14 protein-coding genes are annotated in these 14,670 nt (G+C 70.7%); 6 read left to right on the forward strand and 8 right to left on the reverse strand.

Translation table 11 applies throughout. The features are described from left to right. Positions 1 to 7: 7 nt before the first annotated feature. From B072_RS0100435 to B072_RS0100450, 4 genes are read right to left on the reverse strand one after another with little or no spacing between them, the layout of a single operon-like run. Positions 8 to 910, reverse strand: coding sequence for a hypothetical protein (locus tag B072_RS0100435; protein ID WP_158689123.1), 903 nt, complete (start codon positions 908 to 910; stop codon positions 8 to 10). 53 nt (positions 911 to 963) lie between these two features. After that, on the reverse strand, positions 964 to 2,019 hold the full coding sequence (locus B072_RS0100440) for an ATP-binding protein (RefSeq protein ID WP_018527954.1): 1,056 nt from the start codon (positions 2,017 to 2,019) through the stop codon (positions 964 to 966). Further along, the gene (locus B072_RS0100445) at positions 2,010 to 4,124 is read right to left on the reverse strand and encodes a Mu transposase C-terminal domain-containing protein (protein ID WP_018527955.1); all 2,115 of its coding nucleotides are present in this window, start codon (positions 4,122 to 4,124) and stop codon (positions 2,010 to 2,012) included. Before B072_RS0100445 ends, B072_RS0100440 begins: the two co-directional genes overlap by 10 nt. Then, positions 4,090 to 4,866, reverse strand: a complete 777-nt coding sequence (locus B072_RS0100450; protein ID WP_018527956.1) for a TnsA-like heteromeric transposase endonuclease subunit — start codon at positions 4,864 to 4,866, stop codon at positions 4,090 to 4,092. Before B072_RS0100450 ends, B072_RS0100445 begins: the two co-directional genes overlap by 35 nt. 265 nt (positions 4,867 to 5,131) lie before the next feature. Here B072_RS0100450 and B072_RS42115 point away from each other — a divergent pair, with 265 nt between their 5' ends. The 3 genes from B072_RS42115 (at position 5,132) to B072_RS0100465 (ending at position 6,618) form a co-directional block, all read left to right on the forward strand. Beyond that, complete coding sequence (locus B072_RS42115; RefSeq protein WP_018527957.1) at positions 5,132 to 5,533, forward strand: helix-turn-helix domain-containing protein; 402 nt, start codon at positions 5,132 to 5,134, stop codon at positions 5,531 to 5,533. 22 nt (positions 5,534 to 5,555) lie between these two features. After that, positions 5,556 to 6,161: a hypothetical protein gene (locus B072_RS0100460; protein WP_018527958.1), complete on the forward strand. Its 606-nt coding sequence runs from the start codon at positions 5,556 to 5,558 to the stop codon at positions 6,159 to 6,161. 112 nt (positions 6,162 to 6,273) lie between these two features. Beyond that, entirely contained in the window at positions 6,274 to 6,618 is a 345-nt protein-coding gene (locus tag B072_RS0100465) for a DUF2516 family protein (RefSeq protein ID WP_018527959.1), read from the forward strand. Between the two features lie 22 nt (positions 6,619 to 6,640). On the opposite strand, the gene B072_RS42120 is transcribed toward B072_RS0100465, so the two are convergent. The 3 genes from B072_RS42120 to B072_RS0100480 all read right to left on the reverse strand — a co-directional run bounded on the left by B072_RS42120 (position 6,641) and on the right by B072_RS0100480 (position 10,449). After that, positions 6,641 to 8,167 (reverse strand): PP2C family protein-serine/threonine phosphatase, encoded by a 1,527-nt coding sequence (locus tag B072_RS42120; protein ID WP_026245312.1) that lies wholly within the window; start codon positions 8,165 to 8,167, stop codon positions 6,641 to 6,643. 276 nt (positions 8,168 to 8,443) lie between these two features. Then, positions 8,444 to 9,514: a C40 family peptidase gene (locus tag B072_RS0100475; protein WP_018527962.1), complete on the reverse strand. Its 1,071-nt coding sequence runs from the start codon at positions 9,512 to 9,514 to the stop codon at positions 8,444 to 8,446. Positions 9,515 to 9,705: 191 nt separating this feature from the next. Beyond that, positions 9,706 to 10,449 carry a class I SAM-dependent methyltransferase gene (locus B072_RS0100480; protein ID WP_202539353.1) on the reverse strand — a complete coding sequence of 248 codons (744 nt, stop codon included), beginning with the start codon at positions 10,447 to 10,449 and terminating at the stop codon, positions 9,706 to 9,708. Between the two features lie 280 nt (positions 10,450 to 10,729). Between B072_RS0100480 and mshA the strand changes: the two genes are divergently transcribed. The 3 genes from mshA (at position 10,730) to B072_RS0100495 (ending at position 14,368) form a co-directional block, all read left to right on the forward strand. Beyond that, entirely contained in the window at positions 10,730 to 12,079 is a 1,350-nt protein-coding gene (gene mshA / locus B072_RS0100485) for a D-inositol-3-phosphate glycosyltransferase (protein WP_018527964.1), read from the forward strand. Then, positions 12,072 to 12,572 carry a YbjN domain-containing protein gene (locus B072_RS0100490; RefSeq protein WP_018527965.1) on the forward strand — a complete coding sequence of 167 codons (501 nt, stop codon included), beginning with the start codon at positions 12,072 to 12,074 and terminating at the stop codon, positions 12,570 to 12,572. The genes mshA and B072_RS0100490 overlap by 8 nt, the downstream gene beginning before the upstream one ends. Positions 12,573 to 12,646: 74 nt before the next feature. Continuing rightward, positions 12,647 to 14,368 carry a glycosyl hydrolase family 28-related protein gene (locus B072_RS0100495; protein WP_078506235.1) on the forward strand — a complete coding sequence of 574 codons (1,722 nt, stop codon included), beginning with the start codon at positions 12,647 to 12,649 and terminating at the stop codon, positions 14,366 to 14,368. Positions 14,369 to 14,429: 61 nt separating this feature from the next. Here B072_RS0100495 and B072_RS0100500 read toward each other — a convergent pair whose 3' ends face one another. Further along, complete coding sequence (locus B072_RS0100500) at positions 14,430 to 14,621, reverse strand: hypothetical protein (RefSeq protein WP_018527967.1); 192 nt, start codon at positions 14,619 to 14,621, stop codon at positions 14,430 to 14,432. Between the last annotated feature and the right edge of the window lie 49 nt (positions 14,622 to 14,670).

Genomic DNA, 14,670 nt, shown 5'->3' on the forward strand with positions numbered 1-14,670 from the left:
ACGTCGATCATCCGGCTTGCGCGGTGTGTGACAGGGGTTCGTCGTCCCAGGTCAGATCGGCGACGACTTCCACCAGGCCGACGAGGCCGTTGCGGAGCCACGGGAGTGTGATGCCTCGGGGGCGGTGGTCCAGGTGGAAGGCTTGTTCGAACTCGATCTGGGTGGTGCCGGTGAGGTGCGCGACCTTGCGTTCGGTCTCCGGTCGCTGTGCCAGGGAGATGATCAGTTTCGTGAACCTGGCGACCTGGGGGTAGTTGGCGGCCCGGTGGAAGCGCTGCGACCGGATAAGGTCGAAGCGGTCCGGGAGGGTCTTGGAGTCCGGCCGGTAGATGCGCGCAAGCACGGAATCCCGGTCGCCGCGGACAAGTGCCCGTCGGTCGATCTCTCTCCAGAACCGCTCGCAGTGGCGGTAGGCGGTTCCCAGAGCGAACGTCCCGTGCCGGCGTTCCAGCCGGTCAAGGAGGCGCTGGGCGCGGACGACTTCTGGAGCGTGGGAGAGGTCGACCTGCTCGAAGACGTTCGCGCGACCGCAGCTGAGCCAGCGCCGGTGACGGATGCAGACATTGTCGTGAAGCCCGCGAAGGTAGACCTGGATGGGCTGGCCGTTGTTGCCGGAGCGCTCGCTGCAGAGATCACAGGCGGCGCGCGTGTTGAAGATGAAGACTTCGGGCGGGGCGACGATGTCTGGTGCGTGGGACCGCAGTTCGGGAAGTGCCCAGAGCAGGGTCGTGCGGGGCTGGCCGCTGAGTATTTCCAGCCGTTCGAGTTCGTTGAGGGGGCATTGGAGCCAGCGTGAGGGGTTGCGCATGGTGCGGAACTCGGTCTGGTTCGCGGCGGCGAGGCGGTGGCGGTAGGAGTCGAGGGTCTCGTTCGCGAACGGAGTGACTGGATGTGGCAGCGGACGCAGCATGGTCGGGACGAAGGGCAGCGAGGTGACCGGGGCGGGCCCTCGGCGTCGGCCGTTCATCCGGCGGCCTTGCCGCGCAGGGCTTCGCCCCGGAAGGCCCTTTCGCTGGCGTGGTCGACGTGGATGGTGTCGAGCTGGCGGCGGGTGATGCGTTCGCTGCCGTCGAGGATGGCGGAGATCGCGGCGGCCCTGATCAAGTGGGAGAGGCTTCCGATCATGCCTGCGGTGCGCTGATGTAGGTAGGGGTGCAGGTCGGCGAGGGTCTCGGCCTTGTGGTGGTGGAGCCGGAGCGTGGCTTCCATCGTCGCGACCAGGGCCTCCCACTCGGAGTTCAGCGGGAACGGGCCGGTGTGCAGGAGCGTGCAGCGGCCAGCGATCTGGTCGCCGCGGATGCCGGTGAAGAGTCCGGAGTGTTCGACGTCGATGCCCGCATAGATGAAGGTGGCGGGCAGGTGCTCGGTGAAGTACTTGAGATGGTCGGACAGTTCCTCGCCGGCGCTGGTGGCCAGGTTCATGAGGTGGATCTCGTCGACCAGGACCAGGTCCGTGCGGGCCTCGATGAGGACCTGGCAGACGGCGCTGGTGATGTCGACGGTGTTGTGCCGGGGAGAGATCACCGGCAGTCCGAGGAACCGGGCGAACTCGATGGCGAGTTTGCGGGGCGAGCCCTTGGGCGGGGCGGTGACGTAGACGACTGGGACTCGCCTGCCGTCCGGGTAGCGCTGGCGGGTGCGCAGTTCGTGGAGTCTGCCGAGCTGCCGCAGGGCGGTGGTCTTCCCGGTGGTCCGCTCACCCGAGATGATCAGTCCCCGCCGGGCGCCGTGCTCACGGCGGTTCAGCAGGGTCAGCAGCCTTCCCTGGTGGGCGACTTCCCTGACCGTGGACGTCCGCACGACTTGTAGTTCGGAGTGGTAGTCGATGCGCCGTTCGTTGTAGGAGTTGCGGACCCGATCGCCCATGCTCTCCCAGAGTCTGGGGGAGGTGAGCTGGAAGGTGGCGGCGTCCTTTTCGACGAAGTGCCGCCAGCCGGCGAGTGTCGTGGGCGGTTCGATGCGTTCCTCGCCGGCCTCGTCGAAGGGTGCCGTGTCGTCGGCGGACGGGTTCACCACCATCGTTTCGCCTCCTCGCGGGCGTCGAAGATGCCCAGCGGGACTACCTTGGCCAACTCCTCGGTTTCCTCGGCCTCCTCGGAGTCGTGAGCCGCTTCTTCCGGCGACGGCTCCTCGTGTCCGGGAGGTTCGGGCCGGGGCCAGGCGGCCGTGCTGGTTGCCCGGGTGCGGGCTGCGGCTTTGCGGTCGCGCCGCTCGTCCGCTCGGGTTTTCCCCTTCCGCCGCCGGACGGGACGGTCGTCGGGGCCGTCGCTCGCCCGGTCCAGCAGTTCGGCCGCAGCGCGGGCGACGGCTTCCTCGTCCGGCTTGCGTTGTTCACGTTCGGTCAACACCTGGTGGGCCCGCTCGAAGATCAGCTCACCCATAGGGACGGGGGAGGTGCGCAGATGGCGCCAGGTCGCGGTGATCCAGCCGCCTTCGCGATGGTCGCGTACCCAGACACGGGAGATGTCGTAGGGGTCGTAGTGGACCTCCCAGAGCCTGCCGTCCGGACCGGCCCCCGAGGACTGGCGCCGGTAGGGGCCGAGCGCGCGGGCGTCGTAGGTCCGGTTGTTGATCCTCACCCCGCCAGGTCCGATGACCCGCCGCTCGCGGGGCATGAGCTGGATGTACTCCTCCTGCGCCAGAGCAACCGGCACGTATCCGGCCGCCGTAACCAGCGCGGCGTACTTCTCGTTCGGGCTCAGCGGGCGGTCCGGCATCAGCGGGTCCCGCAGACCGTCGTGCGGCCTCGTCTGCCAGACGGCGACGACCCACTCCTGTAAGAGTTCCTGGAGTTCGTGGATGGACCAGGCCGCTTGCGCGGCAGGGTCCTTGCCCCGCATCTCGGCGCTGCGGCCGGTGTAACCGGCAACGTGCTGGGCGAACATCGTCGAGACCGAGCCCAAGGTCCGCTCGATGTGCGGCTTGTCGGTCGGAGTGTCGGGGTGCGAGGGCTGGAACGAGATCCCCAAGTGGCGGCAGGCGTTGCGGAAGTTGTCCGAGATGTATGCCTTCCCCCGGTCGCTGACCACCGTCTCCGGGACGATCACCGGCTTCGCGGCGGCCTTGGCCAGCCGCTCGTCCAACGGCAGCAGCGAGGCGTAGGGCAGCACCGACCGCGACATGCGCAGTGCCTCCGGCCAGCCCGGCCGCACCGGTTCCGGCGTCATCGCCCGTGCCAGCAACAGCGCGGCGTCGACCGCCTTCGTCGACGGCCGCAGCACCACCGCGGCGAGTGTCCTGGTCGCCAGGTCCACCAGTCCGGTCAGTTCGCAGCGGTCCAACGTCCCGTCGTCGTGGACGACCATCACGTCCAGCGGCGTGGAGTCGATCTCCATCACCTCACCCGGTCGCGCTGCCGTCAGCTGCCCGAACATCCGCTTCGGCTGCTTGCCCAGCGAGCGGCGGGTGCGGGCCGAGCCCAGCAGGTGCCGTCCCGTGGAGACCGCCTGAAGCAGCCGATAGAACGCGGCCCGCGACGGCATCGCTACTGTCTCGGCGCCGTGTTCGTCCGCGAGGAGCCGTTCGACCTGGCGCCGCAGCACCTGCGCAGACACGGTCGCCTCTTCGGTCCGGCTGCCGACGACCTTCTCGATCGCCGCCACGACTCGCGGGTCAGCCCTGCTGGTGCCGGTGGCAGGCTTGACCAGCCGCCGGTCCACCAGACCTGCCACCCCCTCGCGCTCGAAACGGGTCCGCAGCCGCTGCAGGGTGCTCAGGGCCACCTCTTCGCCGGCCTCCCGGAGTTCGGCGAGTTTGGCCAGCTCCCGCTGTCGCACCGAGCACACGTCCGGGTCGTACTCGGCCCTCACCGCAGTGCCGGGTTCGGCATCCGGGCGGCCAGTTATCAGCTCGGTCAGATGCTGCTGCCACCACCGAACCCGTTCCGCCTCCTCCTCGGGCAGGCCCTCCAGCACCCCCTCCTCCGGCAGCGGCGGGCGGGACGGGCCCGTGCCGAGCACCGCGAACCCCTCGGAGGCCAGCAGATGACCCAGCAGCACCACGCTCGCGGCCTGGGCGTCGTCGACCAGTCGCACCGCCGTCCCGTGCAGGGCGACGACGCTGTGCTCGCGCCCCTCGTAGCGGACCCGGTCACCCAGCGACAGCAGCCGTGGACGTGCCGGCACCGCTCCCCACCTCCCCCGTCGCCGCGGGCGCCGGTCGCACCACCGTCGCCGCCGACAACCTCTCGCTGGCCAGATCCACGACCAGCTCCCGGCGCCAGACCAGATGGAAGAGCACCGGCAGCACGGCGATCGGATCTCCGACCGTCCGGGCCCCGGCCAGCAGGCCCTGCGGCTGGGCGAACACCGTCCGCAGACACTCCGCCACCGGCTCACACCGCACCCGCGGATGCCGGTAGCCCGACAGCCAGCGCAGATTCGCCGCCAGCACCGGACCGATCACCCCGACCCGCTCAAAGCCCCAGCCGACCCGAGCGCAGGCCACCGCTGTCGCCGCGAACTTCGCCGCGTCCTCCGCCTCGACCAGCTCATCCGGACGCACATCCAGCACCACCGCCCTGCCGTCCTGGCGGCGTACGAAGTAGTCCGGCGTGTGCCTGATCCGCCGACGCCCACCGCCGTACCGCCACGACAGCCGAAACGGCTGGGAAACCACCCCGACCACCTCCGGCTCGGCATCCAGCCGCATCAGATGGCTCAGCTCCACCCACGACTCGTAACCCACCAACTCGGCGCTGGTCGCAGCCCAGTACCAGCCAGAAAAGTTCCGCTGCCCTCGGTACGACGGAAATGCCCGAACCTGCCTGCACGACTCGAACCGGGTCGGCCACATCACCTCAAGCGGCCCACCGCATAGTTCACCCCGGGCATCGACGTACTCCAGCCAGAAGTCATCCGCCTCCACCAGCCACCCCCACTCGGCGCTGACCAGGTGGAACGACCGTAGGCGGCAGGAGCAGCACGTACCTCACATTGAGCGAGACACCGCACCAGTTGCCCGAGATTGAGCGAGACGTGCGACCGAATGCCTCATATCGAGCGGGACTGCCTCAGCTCCGCAGAGACAGGTCAACAGGTCAGTGAGCGAGTTGGCGCGTGAGGGAGTGACTCGGCGCACTATTGCAAGCACGTGCTTGCAATAGTTAGCGCGGGTGCGGCACCATCGAGGCATGGCATCGCTCAACGTCGGAAGTCTCGGCGAGTATCTGCGCGAGCAGCGTCGCAACGCGCAGCTGTCGCTCCGTCAACTCGCCGACGCCGCCGGGGTGTCCAACCCGTATCTCAGCCAGATCGAGCGCGGGCTGCGGAAGCCGAGCGCGGAGGTGCTGCAGCAGGTCGCCAAGGCGCTGCGGATCTCCGCCGAGACGCTGTACGTGCGTGCCGGCATCCTCGACGCGGAGCGCGAGCGGGACGAGATCGAGACGCGTGCGGTGATTCTCGCCGACCCTTCGCTCGACGAGCGCCAGAAGCAAGTCCTGTTGCAGATCTACGAGTCCTTCAGGAAAGAGAACGGCAACCACGAAGGCAGTATCCGCGACGACGGCGATGCCACGCCCTCAAGCACCAGTTGATGTGATCCGGGAGGACCACGCCATGGCCATCAAGGACGACCTGCGCAAGACCTTCTCCGACCCGACCCCCCTCTACTTCGCCGCGGGCGCCGCCGAGTTGACGTACCAGCAGGCGAAGAAGGTGCCGGGACTCGTCGAGCAGCTGCGGACCGAGGCGCCCGCCCGTTTCGAGGCCGTGCGCAACACCGACCCCAAGGACGTGCAGGACAAGGCGACCACCCGCGCCAAGGAGGCCCAGGCCACCATCACGGCGAAGGTGAACGAGTTCGTCACCACCCTCGACACCGACCTGAAGAAGTTCGGGGAGAGCGCCCAGGAGTTCGCGCTGCGCGGTGTCGGGTACGCCGCCGAGGCGGCCGTCAAGGCACGTGAGACGTACGAGAAGGTCGCCGAGCACGGCGAGGAGGCCGTGAAGCACTGGCGCGGCGAGGCCGCCGAGGAGATCGTCGAGATCGCCGAGTCCGTCGAGCCGGACCCCGAGCCGACGGCCAAGGAGACCCCGGCCGCCGCCGCGAAGCCCGCGCCGGCGCCCGCGCCCGCGAAGAAGAGCACCGCCAAGAAGACGACGGCGAAGAAGACCGCTCCCGCCAAGAAGACGGGCTCCGGCTCCACGCCGCCCGCCAAGTAGGGCATACGTTGACGGGCCGGGCACGTGTCGCGTGCCCGGCCCGTTGTACGGGTACGGTGGCCACGATGACCGGGCGCCGTGCGTGCAGGCAGTCGATTCAGGTGGTGGCGTTGTGCTGATGCAGGGTTTCAACAGTCTCTTGTCGCTGCTGAACCTGGCGTTGATCGTCTTCAGCGGCTTCGCGTTCATCGACGCCGCGATGCGGCGCGAGGACGCCTATCGTGCGGCGGACAAGCAGACCAAGCCGTTCTGGCTGATCGTCCTCGGGATCGCCTTCGTCGTGAACTGGATCTTCGGGATCCTGTCGTTCCTGCCGATCATCGGGCTCATCGCGACCATCGTGTACATGGTGGACGTGCGCCCCGCCGTCCGGCAGATCGGCGGAGGAGGCGGCGGCCGCAAGGGACGCGGCTCCAGCAGCGACGGCCCCTACGGTCCGTACAACGGCGGCCGCTGAACCGGGAGCCCGTCGCCCCCGGTCACCGGTCCAGCAGCAGGACCGCCACGTCGTCCGTCAGGTCGCCTCCGTTGAGGTCGCGCACCTCGTTCATCGCGGCCTCCAGGAGCTCCTCGCCGTGCAGGCCCTGCGCGCGCCGGCGGCGGATCAGCTCGACCATGCCGTCCTGGCCCAGGCGCTGGTTGCCCTGGCCGACCCGGCCCTCGATCAGGCCGTCCGTGTAGAGCATCAGGCTCCACTCGGGCCCCAACTCCACCTGCATGCGCGGCCATCGGGCCTTCGGGAGCAGTCCGAGCGCCGGTCCGTTGTTCTCGTACGGGAGCAGCGTCGCCGGGCGGCCCGGGCTCGCGATCAGCGGGGACGGGTGGCCCGCCAGGCACAGGCCCGCGCGGCGTCCGTCCGGCGCGATGTCCACCGTGCACAGCGTCGCGAAGATCTCGTCGTCGGCGCGCTCGTGCTCCAGGACCCGCTGGAGGGTGGAGAGGAGCTCGTCCCCGCACAGGCCCGCGAACGTCAACGCCCGCCAGGCGATGCGCAGTTCCACACCGAGCGCCGCCTCGTCGGGGCCGTGTCCGCAGACGTCGCCGATCATCGCGTGGACCGTGCCGTCGGGCGTGCGGACCACGTCGTAGAAGTCGCCGCCGAGCAGCGCCCGGGAGCGGCCCGGACGGTAGCGCGACGCGAATCGCAGCGGCGAGCCGTCGAGCAGGGGCGTCGGCAGCAGGCCGCGCTCCAGGCGGGCGTTCTCCTGCGCGCGGAGCCGGGACTCGGTGAGCTTGCGCTGGGCCACGTCGGCGCGCTTGCGCTCCACGGCGTAGCGGACGGCACGGCCGAGCAGGCGGCCGTCCAGCTCGTCGCGGAACAGGTAGTCCTGCGCGCCCACCCGCACCGCTTCCGCGCCGCGCTCGGCGTCGCCCGACGCGGTGAGCGCCAGGACGGCGTGCCGGGGCGCGAGGCGCAGCACGTGCCGCAGCGTCTCCAGCTCGTCGGCGTCCTCGCGGCCCGCCTTCGTGGCGGGCAGGGTCAGGTCGAGCAGGATGCAGTTCACGTCGTGCGTGAGCAGCCGCTCGGCCTCGGTGAGGTTGCGGGCCGTGCGGACACGGATCGGCTTGCCCGCGGCGTCCTGCATCTCCGGGACCGTGAGCGACCCGGTCGGGTCGTCCTCGAGCACCAGGAGCGTGAGGCCGGTGGACGAGCCCGACGAGCCGATCGAGCCCGACGAGCCGGTCGGGCCGACGTTCTGGCTGGTCGAGCCAGTGGCCGGGCGGGCCGTGGTGGTGCCGACGGCCGTGGTGCTTCCGGCAGCCGTGTCCGCCGCGGTCGCTGTGGTCGCCGTTCGTGTCGCCGCTGCGGAGACGACCGCGGCGGTCGTGTTGTCGGTAGTGCTGGTCGGGCTGGTCGTGCTGGTGGTGAAGGTCGTGTTGTCGGTCGTGTCGCGGACGGCGGCTGTCTGCCGCGCCGGTCCGGCGGCCGGTGTAGTGGACGCAGCTTGAGCCTGACCACTTTCCACGGCCGGGATCGCTCTCTGCCGCGGTACGGGTACGGGCATCGCTAGGTTTCCTTCCCTCCCCCCGAGGGCGCGGTGGCACGAAGGTCGTCGCACCACCGTCGGGGACCTTAGCGTCAGGCGCCGCTCCAACGGAATGGCGAGTGGTGAACGGCCAGCGTCATATGCCGCTTCCCGCACCGGAATTGGAGGGTTCCGGCCCGTGATGGGCAGGTTCGGGATGACGAACATCACGTCGGACCTGTGCAACCGCGGTGAAGGAAGTGTGGTGCGTCACGTGCGGCGGGTCACCCGGCGCGGGCCTGCGCGCGGGGCGCGTCACGCGTCGGGCCGCACGACTCCGAGTATCGCCATCGACCCGGCTCCGGCGACGGTCACGGTCCGCCCGGGGCGCGGCGCGTGGATGATCGCGCCGTCGCCGATGTACATCCCGACATGGCTGGCGTCGTCGTGGTAGATGATCAGGTCGCCGGGGCGCATGTCGTCGATGTCGATGTGCTTGAGCTGCTTCCACTGCTCCTGCGAGGTGCGCGGGATGCCGTGCCCCGCCGCCGCCCACGCCTGGGAGGTGAGCCCCGAGCAGTCGTACGACTTCGGGCCCTCGGCGCCCCACACGTACGGCTTGCCCAGCTGGGCCGTGGCGAACTGGACCGCCTTCTTGCCCGAGGCGGTCGCCCTGCCGTTGATCTCCTTGAGGACGCCCGAGGAGAGCCAGGCCGTCTGCGCCTTCTGCTCGGCCTCCTCCTCCAGCTTGCGCAGCCGCTCGCGCTCCTTCTTCTCCAGCGTGCTCTCGAGCTTCTGCGCTTCCTCGATCTGCCGCTCGACCTTCTTCTTCGCCGTGGCCTTCCGCTGGGCGCCCTCGTCCAGTTCCTTCCACTTCGCGGAGGCGTCGTCGGCGTACTCCCCGAGTTCCTTCTGCGTCGCGGTGAGTTGGGACAGCAGGTTCTTGGTGGCCTGCTGCCCCTGGTACGCCCGGCCCGCGTTGTCGAGGAACTGCTGCGGGTCGCCGGAGAGCAGGAACTGGGTCTCGCGCGGTATCCCGCCGGTGCGGTACTGCTCGCGGGCGACCGCGCCCGCGCTCTTCTTGAGGCGGTCCAGCTTCTGCTGCCCGACGGCGATCTTCTTGGCCAGCTTCACGATCTCGACGGACTGCTGGTCGGCCTTCTCCTCCGCCGCGTTGTACTCGTCCGTCGCCACCGCCGCGTCGTGGTACAGCTTGTCGATCTTCTTGCGGACGGCTTCGAGATCCGTGCTCTTCGGCGTGGCCGAGGGCGAGGGCGTGGGCGTCGGAGCCGCGAGGGCCGTGCCCGGTGCCGCGAGCACGGTCACGGCACAGACCAGCGCCACGGCCGCCATCTGCGCCACCGACATCGAGTTCCGCTTGCTCATCCGCTCCGCCCCCACAGCCGAGACAACTCAGGTTCACCGCGCGGCAAAACCTGATTTACCGTCAGTAACTTGTGCGCGCTCCGGTGGATGGTGCCACGTGAGCGTCAAATCCGACAGACCCCGCACGATGTGACGAACGGCGTGGGGAGATCGTTCCCCCTGCCCCACCCGGCTTCCCCCGCCCCTCGGGCCTACGCCTTCGGTGCCGGCCCGCCCGGGGCCAACGCCCCCCACGCCACGGTCACTTCGCCCTGCCGCCAGCGCCCCGGGCCGTCCACCACCGGCCAGTCCGCGGCGAGGGCGCGAACCGTACGGATCCAGCGCTGCCGCGCACCGTAGGAGGCGTAGGGCGAGGCCGCCGCCCATGCGCGGTCGAAGTCCCGCAGAAAGGCGTGCACCGGCTCGCCCGGGACGTTCCGGTGGATCAGCGCCTTCGGCAGGCGCTCGGCCAGATCGGAGGGGGCCGCGAGCGAGCCGAGCCGCGTCGCGAAGGTGACCGTGCGCGGGCCCTCCGGGCCGAGCGCCACCCACACGTGCCGCCGCCCGATCTCGTCGCAGGTGCCCTCCACGAGCAGCCCGCCGGGCGCCAGCCGCCCGCACAGCCGCTGCCAGACCTCGGCCACCTGGTCCTCGTCGTACTGGCGCAGCACGTTCGCGGCACGGATCAGCGTCGGGGACGTACCCGCGGGGTCCAGCGGCACCTCGAAGCCGCCGTGCCGGAAGGTGAGGCCCTCGCGCTCGTACGGCTTCGCGGCGGCGACCCGGGCCGGTTCGATCTCGATGCCGACCACGCGCGCGCGGGGCGCGGCCGCGCGCAGCCGGGCGAGGAGCTCCACGGCGGTCCAGGGCGCGGCCCCGTACCCGAGGTCGACGGCGACCGGGTCGTCGGCCCGGCGCAGCGCGGCGCCCTGCACGGACGCGATCCAGCGGTCCATGCGGCGCAGGCGGTTGGGGTTGGTGGTGCCCCGGGTCACCGTTCCAACAGGGCGGGACGGGGTACGCGGGCTCACAGGTACGAGAGTACGCGGCGGTGGCACGCCGAGCCGCCACGCAGACTCGTACGGTAATGATTCGGCAAAGTGGAAATGGAGGGGCGCGGTCCGGTGTTGCCGTCCTTGGACGAGGGCCTGCGCCCTCTTCGAGTCGTGCCCGCAGTAGAGCCGCAGTAGAGCCGTAGTACCGCCGTAAGTAGAGCCGCCAGCAGGAGGACCGCACGTGAGTCAGTACGTGTCCAGGTTCCGCCGTACCGGAGCGGGCGCGGGCCCGGCCCGGCTGCGTTTCCCCGGTGCGCAGCGACGCCCCCGCCGGGTCGCGATGCTCAGCGTCCACACCTCACCGCTGCACCAGCCCGGTACGGGCGACGCGGGCGGCATGAACGTCTACATCGTCGAGCTCGCCAAGCGCCTGGCCTCGATCAACATCGAGGTCGAGATCTTCACGCGCGCGACCACGGGCGGCCTGCCGCCGGAGGTCGAGCTCGCGCCGGGCGTCCTCGTCCGGCACGTGGACGCGGGCCCCTACGAGGGCCTCGCCAAGGAGGACCTCCCCGCCCAGCTGTGCGCCTTCACGCACGGGGTCATGCAGGCGTGGGCGGGCCACCGCCCCGGCTACTACGACCTGGTCCACTCGCACTACTGGCTCTCCGGGCACGTCGGCTGGCTGGCCGCCGAGCGCTGGGGCGCCCCGCTCGTGCACGCGATGCACACCATGGCCAAGGTCAAGAACGCCGCGCTCGCCGAGGGCGACACCCCCGAGCCGCCCGCCCGTGTCATCGGCGAGACGCAGATCGTGCGCGCCGCCGACCGGCTGATCGCCAACACCGCGGGCGAGGCCGACGAGCTGATCCACCACTACGAGGCCGATCCCGGCAAGGTCGCGGTCGTGCACCCCGGCGTGAACCTGGAGCGGTTCCGGGTCGGTGACGGGCGGGCCGCCGCCCGTGCCCGCCTCGGCCTGCCCCAGGACGCCCTGATCCCGCTCTTCGCGGGCCGCATCCAGCCGCTCAAGGCCCCCGACATCCTGCTCAAGGCGGTCGCCGTCCTCCTCGACGAGCGTCCCGACCTGCGCTCGCGCATGGTCGTCCCCGTGGTCGGCGGCCCGAGCGGCAGCGGCCTCGCCAAGCCCGCCGCGCTGCAGAAGCTCGCCGCCCAGCTGGGCATCTCGGACGTCGTGCGGTTCCAGCCGCCGGTCGGCCAGGACCAGCTCGCGGACTGGTTCCGGGCCGCCTCCCTGCTCGTCATGCCCTCCTACAGCGAGTCCTTCGGGCTCGTCGCCATCGAGGCGCAGGCGACCGGGACGCCGGTCCTCGCCGCGTCCGTGGGCGGCCTGCCGGTGGCGGTGCGGAACGAGAGCACCGGCTTCCTCGTCGACGGCCACGAACCCGCCGCCTACGCGCGCGTGCTGCGCGAGTTCGCCGACCATCCCCACCTTGTGGACAGCATGGGCGGTGCGGCCGCCCGGCACGCGCAGTCCTTCGGCTGGGGCACGGCCGCCTCCGCGACGGCGGACGTCTACACCGCGGCCATGCAGGAACACCGCCGTCACGTACTCTCGCACCATGGCTGACCAGCACCCGGCACACCAGGTCATCGAGGCGTTCCTCAAGGACGCGGAGCTGGAGTGGGAGAGCCCCGAGCCGGGCGCGTACGTCGTCAAGCTGCCCGGCACCCGCAAGCTCTCCACGACGCTCTCGCTGCGCGCCGGCAGGCACAGCCTGTCCCTGAACGCCTTCGTGATCCGCCACCCGGACGAGAACGAGACCGGGGTCCACCGCTGGCTCCTGGAGCGCAATCTGCGCCTGTACGGGGTGAGTTACGCGGTCGACCAGCTCGGCGACATCTATCTCGCCGGCAAGCTCCCGCTCGCCGCCGTCACGCCCGACGAACTCGACCGGCTCCTCGGCTCGGTCCTGGAGGCGTCCGACGGCGCGTTCAACACGCTCCTGGAGCTCGGTTTCGCGAGCGCGATCCGCCGGGAGTACGAGTGGCGGGTGTCGCGCGGTGAATCCACCCGCAACCTGGACGCGTTCACGCATCTGATCCAGCGCCCCTCCAAGTAGCCCTTCCCTTCCCGTAGTTCACTGCTGCTGGTCGACCGCTGCGCGATCCCTTCCGTGCCCGCGGTCTCCGTGGCATGCTCGCGCCCGGCATTCACGTGAACAGTGTTCATGTATATGTACGTCGACGAAGGGTGACAGCCGTGCGGGACCTCAGCAGGCGTGGTGTGTTGGGCGGGGCGATAGCGGTGGCGGCCGGCACCGCGGCCGGCGCCGGGGCAGGCGTCGCCGCGGCCGCCCCCGGCCAAGTCCCCGACATCTGGGGAGAGTTCACCAAGACTCCCTACGCCCACCCGCAGATCCCGTACATCGGCCGCGCCGGACACCGCGCGGGCCGCGGCTCCGTCCCCCGCCGGGGCCGGATCCTCCGGGCCGAGGCCTTCGGAGCGGTCGCCGACGGCAGCATCGACAGCGCCCCCGCGATCAACCGTGCCCTCGCCGCCGCCGGACGGGCCGGCGGGGGCACGGTGCTGCTCGGCAAGGGCACGTACCGGATCGACGACCTGATCCACATCGGGGACGACGACGTCGTCCTCAAGGGCGCGGGCAGCGCCGCCACCAAGCTCTACGCGACGAAGAACCTCACCGAGCTGATCGGCGTCTACGGCTCCCGCTACGGCGGCGACAAGTCCTCCTGGTCCTGGGCCGGCGGCCTGATCTGGCTCTGCCCGGCCGACCGTTTCCGTACGCTCACGGACGCCATCAAGGCGCGGGCCTGGCCCTTCGAGGGCTGGACCGGCAACCGGCGCGACGAGTGGCAGACCCTGACGACGGTCGAACCGGCGCGGCGGGGCGCGTGGTCGGTCACGGTCGCCGACGCGTCCCGGCTGCGGCGGGGCGACCTCGTCCTCCTGCGCCTCGCCGACGACGCGGACCACACGCTGCTGGAGCACATGGCGGGCGGCGGCGCGGGCCCCGAGGCGTACTACTGGGACGACAAGACCAAGCTGACCTCGTACGTTCCCTACGAATGGCCCGTGCGGATCGCCTCGGTGCGCGGCGCCCGGGTCACCTTCGAGCGCCCGCTGCCGCTCGACGTGCGCCCCGAGTGGGACCCGAGACTCACGACCCACGTGAAGGCCCTGTCCGGAGCGGGAGTCGAGGGCCTGACCCTGGAGGCGGTGGAGACCCCGCAGGCGCAGCATCTCCTGGACAAGGGCTACAACGGGGTCGCGCTGCAATGCACGTACGACTGCTTCGTCGACGACGTCACGGTGTGGAACGTCGACAACGGCTTCGGCTTCGTCGCGGCGTCGGCCTCGACGCTGCGCCGCACCACGGTCGGTGGCCGCGGCGCGCACCACCCCTATTTCTGCCGCGAGGGCTCGCACGACAACCTGGTCGAGGACTTCACCGTCGCCCGGCGCACGGTCCCGGCCCCGCCCGGGACACAGCTGCACGGCATCAACGTGGAAGGGCTGTCGTCCCACAACGTCTGGTCGCGCGGCCGCATGGAGATGGGCACCTTCGACTCGCACCGTGGCATGCCGTTCGCGAACGTGCGCACCGACATCACGGTGAACAACGACGGCCGGCACGGCGGCGACGCGTCCGCGGGACCGCTGTTCGGGGCGCGCTTCACCCACTGGAACATCAGGGTCACCAACGAGCGCGCGGGCCTCATGAAGATCGACGGGCTCGCCCCGTGGAGCGCGACCGTCGGCGTCACCACGGTCCGGGAGTTCGACCAGATCGACGTACCCGACTTCGAGGGGGACCTCCACTCCCGGCTGGAGCTGTACGGAACGACGGACGCGGTCCGGCCGCGCAACCTGTACGACGCGCAACGACGCCTGTAGTGCGGCTGGTTGCGCGTGGCTGGTGGAGCGAGGCTGGTGGAGCGAGGCTGGTTGAGCGCGGCTAGTTGAGCGCGACCATCCGGACGACGGTGACCGTGAGGACGGACCCGGACACGTAGTACAGGACTATCGCCCCGCCGATCGTCGCCTCGCGGCGGTCGCGCTCGCCGGTCACCGAACTGGAGCCGTGCCCGTACGGGTCGTGGGCGAGGGTGCGGCTCATCTCGGCGCGGAAGGCCTCGGGGTTCGCCATCTTCGTGAGGGTGTCGTCGGCGGGCGGGGCGTACGCGATTCGGCAGGGA

The sequence above is a fragment of the Streptomyces sp. HmicA12 genome (assembly GCF_000373565.1).
GTDB lineage: Bacteria > Actinomycetota > Actinomycetes > Streptomycetales > Streptomycetaceae > Streptomyces.